General features: G+C 42.6%; 13 protein-coding genes. 3 read left to right on the forward strand and 10 right to left on the reverse strand.

Annotated features, from left to right (window positions below):
• Positions 1–6 precede the first annotated feature (6 nt).
• From BLS28_RS20670 to trxA, 4 genes are all read right to left on the reverse strand, one after another.
• Positions 7–576, reverse strand: a complete 570-nt coding sequence (locus BLS28_RS20670; RefSeq protein ID WP_091171914.1) for a hypothetical protein — start codon at positions 574–576, stop codon at positions 7–9.
• 89 nt (positions 577–665) lie between these two features.
• Positions 666–2,000, reverse strand: a complete 1,335-nt coding sequence (locus BLS28_RS20675) for an ABC1 kinase family protein (RefSeq protein WP_091171916.1) — start codon at positions 1,998–2,000, stop codon at positions 666–668.
• A 4-nt stretch (positions 2,001–2,004) separates the two neighbouring features.
• On the reverse strand, positions 2,005–2,658 hold the full coding sequence (locus BLS28_RS20680; protein WP_091171918.1) for a TetR family transcriptional regulator C-terminal domain-containing protein: 654 nt from the start codon (positions 2,656–2,658) through the stop codon (positions 2,005–2,007).
• A 106-nt stretch (positions 2,659–2,764) separates the two neighbouring features.
• Positions 2,765–3,061 (reverse strand): thioredoxin, encoded by a 297-nt coding sequence (gene trxA, locus BLS28_RS20685; RefSeq protein WP_090530271.1) that lies wholly within the window; start codon positions 3,059–3,061, stop codon positions 2,765–2,767.
• 198 nt (positions 3,062–3,259) lie between these two features.
• Between trxA and BLS28_RS20690 the strand changes: the two genes are divergently transcribed.
• Complete coding sequence (locus tag BLS28_RS20690; RefSeq protein ID WP_091172007.1) at positions 3,260–4,141, forward strand: alpha/beta hydrolase; 882 nt, start codon at positions 3,260–3,262, stop codon at positions 4,139–4,141.
• Positions 4,142–4,308: 167 nt separating this feature from the next.
• Here the strand turns inward: BLS28_RS20690 and BLS28_RS20695 are convergent, their stop codons facing one another.
• The 4 genes from BLS28_RS20695 to BLS28_RS20705 form a co-directional block, all read right to left on the reverse strand.
• Positions 4,309–5,139 carry a DUF6263 family protein gene (locus tag BLS28_RS20695; RefSeq protein ID WP_091171920.1) on the reverse strand — a complete coding sequence of 277 codons (831 nt, stop codon included), beginning with the start codon at positions 5,137–5,139 and terminating at the stop codon, positions 4,309–4,311.
• A 63-nt stretch (positions 5,140–5,202) separates the two neighbouring features.
• Positions 5,203–5,589 carry a hypothetical protein gene (locus BLS28_RS30590; protein ID WP_129568159.1) on the reverse strand — a complete coding sequence of 129 codons (387 nt, stop codon included), beginning with the start codon at positions 5,587–5,589 and terminating at the stop codon, positions 5,203–5,205.
• 48 nt (positions 5,590–5,637) lie between these two features.
• The gene (locus BLS28_RS20700) at positions 5,638–6,507 is read right to left on the reverse strand and encodes a hypothetical protein (protein WP_091171922.1); all 870 of its coding nucleotides are present in this window, start codon (positions 6,505–6,507) and stop codon (positions 5,638–5,640) included.
• 422 nt (positions 6,508–6,929) lie between these two features.
• Entirely contained in the window at positions 6,930–8,174 is a 1,245-nt protein-coding gene (locus BLS28_RS20705) for an alkaline phosphatase family protein (protein ID WP_091171924.1), read from the reverse strand.
• A 150-nt stretch (positions 8,175–8,324) separates the two neighbouring features.
• Between BLS28_RS20705 and BLS28_RS20710 the strand changes: the two genes are divergently transcribed.
• The gene (locus BLS28_RS20710; RefSeq protein WP_091171926.1) at positions 8,325–9,557 is read left to right on the forward strand and encodes a serpin family protein; all 1,233 of its coding nucleotides are present in this window, start codon (positions 8,325–8,327) and stop codon (positions 9,555–9,557) included.
• Positions 9,558–9,594: 37 nt separating this feature from the next.
• Here the strand turns inward: BLS28_RS20710 and BLS28_RS20715 are convergent, their stop codons facing one another.
• Complete coding sequence (locus BLS28_RS20715) at positions 9,595–10,449, reverse strand: LysR family transcriptional regulator (protein WP_091171928.1); 855 nt, start codon at positions 10,447–10,449, stop codon at positions 9,595–9,597.
• Between the two features lie 87 nt (positions 10,450–10,536).
• Here BLS28_RS20715 and BLS28_RS20720 point away from each other — a divergent pair, with 87 nt between their 5' ends.
• Positions 10,537–11,508, forward strand: a complete 972-nt coding sequence (locus tag BLS28_RS20720; protein ID WP_091171930.1) for an alpha/beta fold hydrolase — start codon at positions 10,537–10,539, stop codon at positions 11,506–11,508.
• A 91-nt stretch (positions 11,509–11,599) separates the two neighbouring features.
• On the opposite strand, the gene BLS28_RS20725 is transcribed toward BLS28_RS20720, so the two are convergent.
• Positions 11,600–12,697 carry a thioredoxin family protein gene (locus tag BLS28_RS20725; RefSeq protein WP_091171932.1) on the reverse strand — a complete coding sequence of 366 codons (1,098 nt, stop codon included), beginning with the start codon at positions 12,695–12,697 and terminating at the stop codon, positions 11,600–11,602.
• Between the last annotated feature and the right edge of the window lies 1 nt (position 12,698).

Here is a 12,698-nt window from a genome sequence, read left to right on the forward strand (position 1 = left end):
ATGAAATTAATGCATACAGCCTACATAAACTCTTCCCTTAAAAACAAAGGCCGTTTTAACCTTATCAATAACTTGTAAGGCGCTATCTGCACTGTTTTTGTTTTCATAAATTCCGGCTACTAAAGCAATCGTTTTTGGGCTTGTATCAAATTGGTAGTTCTCAAGATATTCAAGGCTTAACGTTTTGGATGGAAATCTCCGTGGATAATATTCGCCCGCATAAATCTCATCTTCATCCTTATCGGATAATGCAATGAGGTCTTTAGCTTTATTATATCCCCGTTCCATCGTATCAATAGGGATACCGGATAATTTATTCAAGGCAAACATTCTATTCCTGAGCGTATAATAATTGATACCTGTATCGGCAATTAAAATATAGTAATTTGCATAAGCAGGTTCACTATCCGTATTAGATGTATCAATACCTGCTGCCTTAATCTTGATTGTGTTTTTATAGGATGAAGCCAAAACCTTAACATGTTTTACTTTAAGAGAATGGGCATCTTTATCAGAAGGTTTCGATTTGCAGGCAGCAAATAAGCATACTATTATAAGCAGAAAATGAACTTTCATATGAGGGTATAGGTTATCCAAATATAATTGAATTTCAATTTGAAAGGCAAATGCGTGCTGTCCATTGTGAACTCAAAACTGCCAAGTGCTTAATATTCCAATACCACATGCGGTTTAAAAGTATCCGTTTTAACTTTTGCCTTTAGCTCATGTAAAATATTATACAACCCAAAATTGGTGCGGTTTACGTAGATAAAATGTTTAACGCCTCGGGCTTGTTTAAATTCCGGCATTTTTGATATGCGCTCGCCAAAACCGTATAACTGATCAAAAAATTCGGTCTGGCCAAAATCAAATGTATCGGTAATATATGGTTGGGCAAACAGGCTTATCATTTCCTTATACTGGGTATAATAAAACTCGATCTGCGCCGGGGTATCTCCTTTATGGATCATATCCAGCTGGCGGAATGCCTTGATGGTTTCTTCCTTGTTATCCAGTAAATTGGTTGATGTAAGCGAAAAGAACGGATAATAAAAGTCCTCCGGCATTTCCTTAATGCAGCCAAAGTCAATAACCCCAAGTTTGCCTTCTGGCGTGATCATAAAATTACCGGGATGCGGGTCGGCATGTACGGCGCGGAGCTCATGTTGTTGAAAGTTGTAAAAATCCCACAAAGCCTGACCTATCTGGTTGCGAAGATCCTGCGATGGATTGGTGGCCAAAAACTCTTTCAGGTGTTTGCCTTCCAGCCAGTCCATCGTAATGATACGCTTGCTGCTTAGCTCAGGGTAATATTTAGGGAAAACAACATTATTAAGATTGGCACAGGCATTGGAAAACTCAACAGACCGGCGAACTTCAAGCTCGTAATCGGTTTCCTCGAGCAGGCGTTCTTCAACCTCTTTCATGTAAACATCCAGTTCCTTCTCGCTCATGCCCAGCATCCTGAAGGCAAAAGGCTTAACAAGTTTCAGGTCAGACGAGATAGAATCGCCTACACCAGGGTACTGGATCTTAACTGCAAGCTTTTTGCCATTTAGCTCGGCCTGGTGAACCTGGCCTATCGAAGCTGCATTGGTTGATCGGATATTGAACTTATCAAAAATCTGATCGGGGTTTTTGCCAAAATACTTCCTGAATGTTTGCACAATAAGAGGTCCGGAAAGCGGCGGAGCATTATATTGCGATTGGGTAAACTTATCAACATAAGCTTGCGGCAGCAGGTTTTTATCCATGCTGAGCATTTGCGCTACCTTGAGCGCGCTACCTTTAAGCTCACTTAATGATTGATAGATATCAGCGGCATTATCCTCGTTCAACTCCGATTTATCCAGATCAGGGTTGAATAGCTTTTTGGAGTAATGCTTAATATAGTTGCCGCCAATTTTAATACCTGTTTTTACAAATTTGGCCGACCGCTGTACTTTGGTAATAGGTATGCTATTTTGTTCGGGAGTGGCTCCCGGAGTTTCATCTGCCATAGTTTTAAAATCCCATCTTATCCTTTATCCCGCCATTTTGCACCAAAAACTTACCGTATTCAAAAAGGTTGTCGATAGGTGAGCGTTGAAAAAGATCAAAAGTGACATTAATGCCTTTTTCGATGGCCTCATCGGTTTTCTCAAAGCCGACCGAGTTATCGTTGATCCAAAAGTTAAGTACGAAGACAAACTGGATCCATAAGGCGTCTTTATACTTTTTTGAGAAGTATTTACGATCGCTTAGTTCGGTGCTTTCAATTCCTTCCTTCAAAATCTCATCTGCAAAGGCCTCAAAAAGGTCTTTCAGCGGGCTGAATACCCTGGGCGTAGTAAAACCTTTAGGCTGCTTTTTAATGCTGTAAACCGCGAAGCTGCGGCTGCTTTTCAACAACTCAAAAAAACCGTAAAAAAATGATAAAGCTTTTTCACGTGCCGTATAGCCTTCCCAAACTTCCTGGGCACGGATCTCGGCCAGTGTTTTGGTGGCAAAACCAGCCCAAATGCCCTGTTCAACCGCTTCAAATGAGCCATAGAACTGGTAAAATTCGGCTTCGCTCATTTCATTTTGTTTTGCGAAGATATAAACCGATTTAGGCTGTTCGCCTTCGGTTAACACATAATCGATATAGGCGTTCTGGATGTTTTCGATAGTTGCCATGTTAAACCTTTCCTCAATCCTCTCCAAAGGAGAGCACTTTTTTAAGTTGTTATATTTAAATCAAACTCTATAAACTTCCTCTCCTTTGGAGAGGGTTGGGGCGAGGTTACAAAAACTGCTCAACCACCTGTTGCAGCTGCCTGGCCTGCACCACGCCGCTTTGGCGCCATTTGCTTTGCCCTTTTTGAAAAATCATGAGGGTTGGTACGCTTTGTATGCGGTAAGCACTGGCTGCAGCAGGATTTTTGTCAATATCTATTTTGATGATCTTTACCTTATCACCTAACGCTGTTTTAACATCGTGCAGTATAGGCGGCATCATTTTACAAGGCCCGCACCATTCGGCCGAAAAATCGACCAGCACCGGTGTTTCTGATGCTATTATTTCCTGGAAATTTGCCATAAGTATTTTATTAATTGTTCATGGTTCATGGATGATGGTTCATAGTACGGGCATTATAGTGATGCCTGTTTTCTGTAGATAAGCTAATTGCTATGAACTATGATCCATAAACTATATGCTATTCAAATTTAACCATTTACCCGCGAAAAAGTTTAGTGTTTTAATATCAAAGCATCGGCTATGAAGTATATTTACTTTATGCAAACAAAACTAAGCACTTACCTATTCCTGGCGGTCCTTGTATTGCCTTTTTCGGGTGTGGCCCAGGGCACTGTTATACCGCTTTGGCCAAACGGAGCGCCGGGATTTGAAAACCGCCGCAATGAGCCCGAACAGGCTAAAGACTATTGGGTTAAAAATATTCACAATCCATCACTTACTGTTTTTGCGCCGCCGAAGGATAAAGCCAATGGTGCCGCGGTGGTGATATGCCCCGGCGGCGGGCATCGCTTGCTGGTGTATACTGCCGAGGGTGTTGACCCTGCAAAATATCTTAATACGTTGGGTGTTACGGTTTTTGTGCTGAAATATCGTTTAGGCAGAGATACACTATCGCCATACAAAATTGATGTACACGCCAAACAGGATGGCTATAGGGCCATGCGGCTGGTACGCAGCATAGCAACTCAATACGGCTTGGATACAAACCGTATTGGGATGATGGGTTTTTCGGCAGGCGGCGAGGTGGTTGATATGGTTGCTTATGGCGAAGGTAAAGGTGACCCCGGGGCTCCCGATCCTGTCGACAGGTTAAATGCCCGTCCCTCGTTTTTGATCCAGATTTATCCGGGGCCTCTTTATATTCCCGATAAACTACCTTATGACGCCCCGCCGGCGTTTTTGTTAGCCGCCAATGATGATGTTTGTTGCTCGCCATCGGTAGTAAAACTATTGCAGCGTTACCGGGAAGCAAAAATACCGGTTGAGGTACATATTTATACCCAGGGCGATCATGGCTTTAATATGGGGTACCGGTCAAAGCTGCAAAGCATCAGCACGTGGCCCCAACGCATGGCCGACTGGCTGAGTGATAATAATTACCTGCACCCGGCAACAGCCAAAAGGATGAAACTTCATTAAGTACGGTAAAAAAATAGGATTATAAAAGAGAGGCATATGCATGACTGAACAGCATAGCCTCTTCTTTTAACAATAGCCCTATTGTACCCCTACGTTCGGGACTAATGTATCTTGTAACAGCTTTCGGTAAAAGCTGTGCGTTTTGTAATGAATCTCCCCGGTTCGTATTAATTCATTTTTATACAATTTTCCACTACTTCGGTACGCCGGCCAAATGAATAAGTGGCGTCATTGACAAATTTGTAACTCAGCGTAGCTGTTTTTACTGTTGAAACCAATATCACGTCTGAAGCATTATCAACCACAAGTACACCATTCGTATTACTGTTTTGTTCAGGTGCTGATGATGTACTGGTAAGCATCACGTTAGTATACTTGTCAGGCTGTGTTGATTGGCTTACTGTATAAGTAGTGTTTATCTTCTCATTACCCGAAGATATATTGCTCACCCAGCTTGCACCCGTTTTTAATGCTTCCGAGTTATCGGCAACCAGGTTTAAGCGTGTGCCGGTTATAAACTGATCCTGTTTAAAACCTGCGAATAATAACAGCGTGTCGGTAGCGTATCGCTCATCCGGATCATTTACATCGGTTATGATCCCATTTTTATCGATGCTGAGCGTTACCGATTTGCCTATAAGACTTTGCAATGCCATCTGGATATATGAGCTGGTATCGGCAGGCCTGTCTGAGCTGTATTCCATTTTTTTACCAAAGGCATCCATTGTATCGTTGATGTGACTTGTGGTAACGGTTAAAACAAACCCGCTACGGGTAATACCTGTAACCTTATAGGTTTTTGATATTGATGATGTTGTATTGATATTGAATGTTTGCTTCCCCCGCTGCAATATACTTGCCGCACTTATATAGGTTGTTTTATTGTACTCATCGCCCTGCTTAAACGTAAGTTCGCGGCGTTGAGCTTTGCTGAAGCAGGCTGTGAACAGCAATAAAGCCATTAATGCCGTTTTTATATTGAAGAGGTGTGTTTTCATTTTTTTAATCGATTTATATTATCCCCTGTTGGATTGAAAAAGCTAAATATAGATCACTGTTTACTAATGGCTTGGCATATGGGTCGGTGGCGGCATATGCGTTGGCGGTGGCATATGCGTAGGCGGCGGCATATGAGTAGGCGGCGGCATATGAGTAGGCGGCGGCATATGGGTTGGCGGTGGCATATGTGGCCCCGGTCCCGGTGGTGGCGGAGTGGGCGGAATGTTAGGTGGTTTAATCGGTGGCACTGGTATTACCGGTTTATACGGCGGTGGAGGTAGTGGCGGCACTGTGGGTGGCGGAATTACCGGTGGTGGTGGCGTATAAGGAGGTAGCGGTGGTGGTACATTCCAATCTGATTGATTGTTTCTGCTTTGGGCAGAAGTCTGCTTAATGCTTATAACTAAAGTTGCGGACACGACTAATGCTGCTATGATTATCTTTTTCATAGATCTTATATGTTTTAATGAAATAATTAATTTTTTGCTGAGAAAGAATTATCGTCGGTTTAGGGAGAGGGGGTAACCGATGGAGAATACCATATTGGCTTTATTATTGGTATACCGGGTAAGGTTTGCAACCCCTACTGCTAAACTTAAAGGCACCGGGAGCGGTCGGATCCCCGCCGAGATACCGAGGTTCATGCCGGTCCATTCGGCATTTACGTTTACATGCTGTATAAGTTCGTAGGATACGCTGCCAAATACTGCCGTACCGTGTTTTCCTCTGCCGGCAGCAATATCTTTGGGGCTTTTTTCGTAAAACCGGCCACTGCCTATGCCTATTGTATAACTAAGCCTTGAGCAGCCCGGGGTTAATGATTTAATGGTTTGTATAGCATGGGTTACGGCAAGATAATAGGTTGAGCCGGAAGCGTCTGATTGCCTTGCATTGGCAAACATCTGCAATGCCCCGGCCGAGATACTTGTACCTGCAAATAGCTTACGGCTTATTATGAAGTTTCCTGAAAAATCCCTGAACCTGTGCACATCCGTCATGTTTAAACTGGCGGCAAAGTTTATTGCTTTTACAGGATTACCAACGCATGCCCCTGCAGAGGCGATCAGATCGGCTTTGTTGTCTCTGTACACTTCAGGGTAGGTAGCGCCAAGGCCTCCAAACAGATAGGTGCCGTATCCCCCAAAGCCCGATGGAATTAATATGCCGCCTGGGGCATCGCTTGGGTAAAGCTCATTTTGTGCTGATATTGTTTGCTGGTTGGTTTGAGGAACAGGAGCCAGAAAGTTGTCTATCTTTTGCGTAAGTTCCTTTTCAAACTGGTTTTGGCTATAAACAGTTTGTGTACTCAAACAAAATGCGCCGGTAACACAGCAAATAATTGCCCATATTTTGGTTTTACAGATCATTTTAGTAAACGGATTAGGTGTGTTTTGATGATTGTGATGAACAGATCAACGCCAGCAGGCAATGATCTAATGTATGCAATTTACCTGCAAAAAAGCAACCGGTAATTTTTTGTTTTTGGGATAAAACGGCTGGTTTATTAACGGAGCTGCGGGGCTTGTCATAATAAAATTTAACGTGCTGCTGTTAGCAGGCGTTACACCAGGGGTACATGATTGTGGCTTTTTCATTGTGATTTGGATTGTTTTTATATCACAAGTTTACGGAGACCGGGGAGGGCACACAATACAAAGTAGTTTGTATTTTGAGCTGATTGGGTTGAGTAAGCTTAACCGGGATGTTTTTACAAGAGATACAAAGCAATAACGCCTCCTTACATTTAGTGCAGGGAGGCGTTATGAAAATTTCTAAATAATGAGCCAGGTTACTTCTTCTCATCAAGTACAACCCATCTGTTCGCTGTATTATTCAATCCTTCAATAACAACCTTATAAAATTTAGAGGGCATATTTTTAACATCAACCAGCACATGCTCATTAGTAACCGGTACAGTAGCTAACAGCTTATAATCATCGGCCTTACCTTCTTTAAAAGTATTATCGGCTGCTACCCATACCTTAACACTGCCTTTGGGGTCAAGCGCTTTCCATGTGATATCCAATGAGCCCTGCACATAATTAGCGGCAGGCTCTGCCACTGATAGCGGACCGATAAGCGAGATCCCATCCATCTCACGTTGTTGTGCTTCGGGTACTTTTACATTTAAAAAACTATTGATAGAGGGCGTTATATCAACAATACCCGGGGTATAGAATTTAGCATAGTTATTAAGCGGGCGGTAACTGGTAACCATCCAGGTTGAGCGCTGGCGGGTGCTTTGACCACCGTGGTTTTTACCGGTTGCTTCGTCGCGGCCATGATCTGTTGTGATAAAAATCAGCCAGTCTTCTTTAAAATGTTGCTTCCGGTATTGTATTGCTGCCCAGATCTTGCCTACCTGTGCATCCATTTTTTCAATAGCATCATAATATTGCGGGCTATCGCCGTATTTATGCCCCATATCGTCGGTATATTCCAGGTATACCCATGAAAGGTCGGGAGCTTTATCTTTAACACAATCCGCTGCCGCTGCTGCTACCTGCTCATCTATCAGGTGCATATAGTTCCCGGCCTTGTCATGCGGAAATTTAACCGTATCCAGTTCATAACCATCATAAGCAAAATCAGGATGGATGTTACCTGCTGCGGATAACCGGTCCCCAATTAGCTTGGTGCGGTTATCTGTCCAACTGCTAAATACGGCTGTCTTTTTGTTGGGATAAGCATTTTTAAACATCCGGAATATATTCCAGTAATTATAGTTTGGAGCCTTGATGTCGTTGCCCCAAACGTTGTGTTTGTTAACCCAGGTAGCTGTAAGTAAGCTGTTGTAGCCATTGGCAGATATGGTTGGCGTTTGCGAATAACCACCTTTTTCGCCGCCAACATGCGCACGAAGGTAGGTACCCTGTTTAGCTATCAGTTTCAGGTTAGGTGTATTCAATTTTTCAATAACATCTGCTGGGATGCCATCAGCAATAATAAAGACTGCTTTGCGGGTTTGGGCGGTGGTATTTAGCCCTGCCGATATCAGGAGGACAGAAGCTGCGGCTTTAAGTAGATTTCGCATCGATATAAGTAAATGTTTTAAAGGACTAAATTACGGTGTTTTAAAAGTACAGGCGTTAAAAAATTGTTATGCTTTTGGGGCTGTTATATTTTTAACGTGCTGTAGCGTAAATGATTTACAAGGCGTAATATAATTATAAACCTATCAGCCATGATGCGCAAACTAACCTTACTTTGTTTTGGGATTTTAGCTATAACCGCCTGTAAAAAGGGAGGTATCAGCCCAGTTAATAAAGATCCGGGTAAAGATCTGGTGCTTTCCGCAACCGAACAGCAACAGATTGGGCCTGGTAATGCTTTTACCTTAAAGCTTTTCAGCGCGAATGTTAATAGCCTTGACGCGGATAAAAACGTCATCATTTCGCCATTAAGCGTAAGCTTTGCCATAAGTATGACCAGTAATGGCGCCAGCGGGCAAACCCTTACAGATATCCGCAAAACCATGGAGTTTAGCAGTTTTACCGAAGAACAGGTTAACAGTTACTATCATAACCTCATCACAAACCTCCCCGATCTCGATCCAAATACTACGCTTAAAATAGCCAATTCCATTTGGTACGCTCATAATTTTACGGTGCTGCCGGCATTCCTGAAAATCAATACCGATTTTTATAATGCCGAGGTGAAAACCCTCGATTTTAGCAATGAATCAGCATCCCTAACTACTATTAATGATTGGGTAAGCCAGCAAACTAACAGCAAGATTCCAAAGATCCTCGATAAAATTTCGGATGGGGCCCGGATGTACCTCATCAATGCCATTTATTTTAAAAGCATATGGAAAACCCGTTTTGATGCAAAAGCAACTTTCAAGGCGCCATTTAGTTTGTCAAATGGAGGCACTGTACAAGCTGATTTTATGACCAATAGCCATGCTGAACTTAAAAGCGCGTATTATAACGGTACAAACGTGGTTGAACTGCCTTATAGCAACAGTAAATACAGCATGATATTGATGATGCCTGATGGAGATATAAAAAGCTTTGCACAGGGCCTCGATTCAAGTAAATGGAATTTACTGATGGGTAAACTCACCGCCGGCAAATCGGATATTACCATGCCCAGGTTTAAATTTAGCTATGACATTACGCTGAATGATATTTTAAAATCATTAGGGATGAGCATTGCCTTTAGCGATATGGCTGATTTTAGTCGCATTAACGCGGGTGGTGGCCTTAGTATATCCGAGGTGAAACACAAAGCTTATATTGATGTGAATGAAGACGGTACCGAAGCCGCGGCAGTAACATCTGTTGGCATAGTGACTACGGCAGCTCCACCGACTCATGTTTTTAATAAACCTTTCATTTTTGCAATACGGGAAATGAAAACCGGGCTGATACTATTTGCAGGGATAGTGAGGAACCCGGCGCTGAGTGAATAAAATGCTCTCCGGGTTTATGCCAGGACCACAGCACTGCTCAATACATTTCTACAAAAGCCTTCAAAGGTCTTGATTGAGGAATGTTTTTACGATAGATGAGCACCGTAGACATAGTGCCCAGTTCTTTGTTTAAGGTATGTGTTTTTAGTTTGCGGCCTGCGTAGTATTGCTCAATCAGTTCGGCAGGAAGGATGCTGATCCCCAAACCCGCTTCCACAAAGTTAATGATCCCTTCCAGTGAGTTCAGTACAATACTTTTATATTGGATAATACCTTTTGAATTTAACCATGCTTCTAATCGGGCCCGAAATACGCAGCCTTGGTCAAACACAATGATCTTGAGTGGCGAGGTAATAAGGAATTCTTTAAGTTCCAGGCCTTGTGCGGGGGCGAGGATCACCAGTTGTTCTTCTTTGATATGTACCTGTTCCAGTTCGGGCGAGTTGATAGGGGCTGATACAAAGGCTGCATCGAGTTTGTAATTGATTACATCGCTAATGAGGTCACTGCGCATTTGCGACCTAAATTCCAGGTCGACATCGGGATAAGTATCGGTAAAGCGGGTGAGGATATCCGGTACTTTAAAAGCCATGGTGGTCTCAATGCATCCTATTTTAAGGCTGCCGCTTACCCGGCTGAATTTTTTAATGTCCTGTTTGGCTTCATGCACTAAGTGATCTATCCGCTTGCTGTATTGCAACAGTGTTTCGCCGGCACTGGTTAGCGTTACTTTGCGCGATGTGCGGGTAAACAAATCGGCACCAAACTCTTCTTCCAGGTTTTTAATACGTGCCGTAACGTTAGACTGTACGGTAAACATCGCTTCGGCCGCTTTAGTAAAACTTCCGTTGGTAGCTACTGCTTCAAAAATCTTCAGATCGTTAGTATTCATAAATCGTTATTTATGATTTTATATATCGTTATTAATCGTTTTTAATAATCAAATGTCGATATTAATTTTGACTCATCAAACACAAAAATGAAAACTAAAAATCTCATACTAAGCGCAATTATAGCTACTGTAATTACCAACGGGGCCAATGCACAATCAAAACCGAATTCAACTTTAAAAATTCAAACCATGGAAAAAAATCAAATTCATTACCGTAATATCAAAGCCAGGGGCTTAAATATTTTTTATCGCGAAGCAGGGCCTGAAGACGCCCCAACAATATTGTTATTGCACGGCTATCCTACATCTTCACACATGTTCAGGAACCTGATCCCGACGTTAAGCACAAAGTATCATGTACTGGCGCCCGACCTGCCCGGTTTTGGATATTCTGACGCGCCCGATCATACCCAATTTCAATATACTTTTGATAACCTGGCTAATACCATGCAATCGTTTATTGATGAACTTGGGCTTAAACGTTTTGCCATTTATATATTTGATTATGGTGCCCCTACCGGTTTAAGGCTGGCTGTAGCTAACCCCGAAAAAATAACCGGCATCATATCTCAAAATGGTAATGCATACGAAGAAGGCCTGAGCACAGGCTGGAATCCTATTCAAAAATATTGGCAATACCCAACCCAGGAAAACAGGGATGCATTGCAGGACTTCGTAACCGAAAAAGTAACTAAATTTCAATACTTTGAAGGCGTATCCGATCCGTCGCTGATAGCCCCTGAGTCATACGGCTTAGACCAGCACTTCCTCGATCGCCCGGGAAACGTGGAGATCCAGCTTGACCTGATGCTTGATTACCGTACCAACGTGGCTTTATATCCTAAATTCCAGGCTTATTTCCGCGAATATAAACCAAAGCTCTTAGCTGTCTGGGGTAACAAAGATCCTTTCTTTTTACCTGCCGGAGCCGAAGCCTACAAACGAGATAACCCCAATGCTACCGTTAAATTTTATAATACAGGCCACTTTGCGTTGGAAACACATGCCAGAGAAATAGGCCTGGATGTGCTGGGCTTTTTGGATGGATTGCCTAAGTAATTGAATAATCAATGGCCTCACCCAACCCTCTCCATTGGAGAGGGTTGAAAAAGTTTCTTAAAGTAGTCCTTCCGGGAAGATTTAGAAGAGCCTATTGCTTTGTCAACGTCCCTTTCTCCGCCAACAAAAAATCGGCAGTAGTAAAACCTTCCAGCTTTTTGGCCAGCGAACCATCGGCGTTGAAAAAGAACAGGGTAGGAGTGGCCCTAATAGGATATTGCTCCTTTAACTTTTTACCGTCCCCGCTATCTATATCAATAGCTACATTAACTAAACTTGGGTTATAAGCTTTACCTAATTCTTGTTTAATCAATACTTCCTGCTCCATTTGTTTACAGGTTGGGCACCATGACGCATGGGCAAATACAAACAGCGGTTTGTTTTCGGCTTTGGCCAATGCCTGCGCATCTGCAAGAGAAATAGTTTTAAAATTGATACCCTGCTGTGAGCTAAGTCTTGGTTTGTACCTGGGGGTGCATGATGCAAGGCCAATTACCAAAGGAGCCAAAAACACCAATAATATTTGAGCTGATTTTTTCATTTGATTTCTATTTAGTTGTATTTGTGCTGCAATGAGTTTATAGGCCTGTACCAGGCCTGTCATTAATAGAGTTAATCCTAATATCCAATTGATGAGGTTATGCTGTGCTTTAAGTATATTCATGAGGTAATTACCCACAACACCATAGATAATAAAAGAGAGCAGTGTTCCTGTGCCAATGGCAATTATAAAAATATTGTAATCGCGGGTTTCATTGCTTAACACTTTGCGGTTTTTTAAAACGGCTGTCCAGCCCATCCAAAAAGGTAAATGAAGCGGGTTGAGCAAGCTTAGCAATAAACCCGAATAAAAAGGGTTTATCCTTGCAAAGGGCAGTACATCCCGGAAATTGTGCATGTGGAACGCGGCCCAGAGGGTTTTATAGGCCAGCATGAGTATAGCGATGCAAAATACTATACTTAATATTTTGAACAGTTTTTTTAAACGAACCAGGTGGTCAACCACCACAAGGCCAATGCGAACGATCACTACCTCAACCAAAATAGCGGCAAAGGCAAACCAGGCAGCCCCCGCAACATCATTGTTGAGGGCGAAGTTGGCTATGCTGGTATTTAATGTACCAATGGGCAGCGCACCAACAAAACTAATGCTGAATGCCACCCAAAATAGTTTTAATTGCTTTGTCATG

It is taken from the genome of Mucilaginibacter gossypii (assembly GCF_900100945.1).
Lineage (GTDB): Bacteria > Bacteroidota > Bacteroidia > Sphingobacteriales > Sphingobacteriaceae > Mucilaginibacter > Mucilaginibacter gossypii.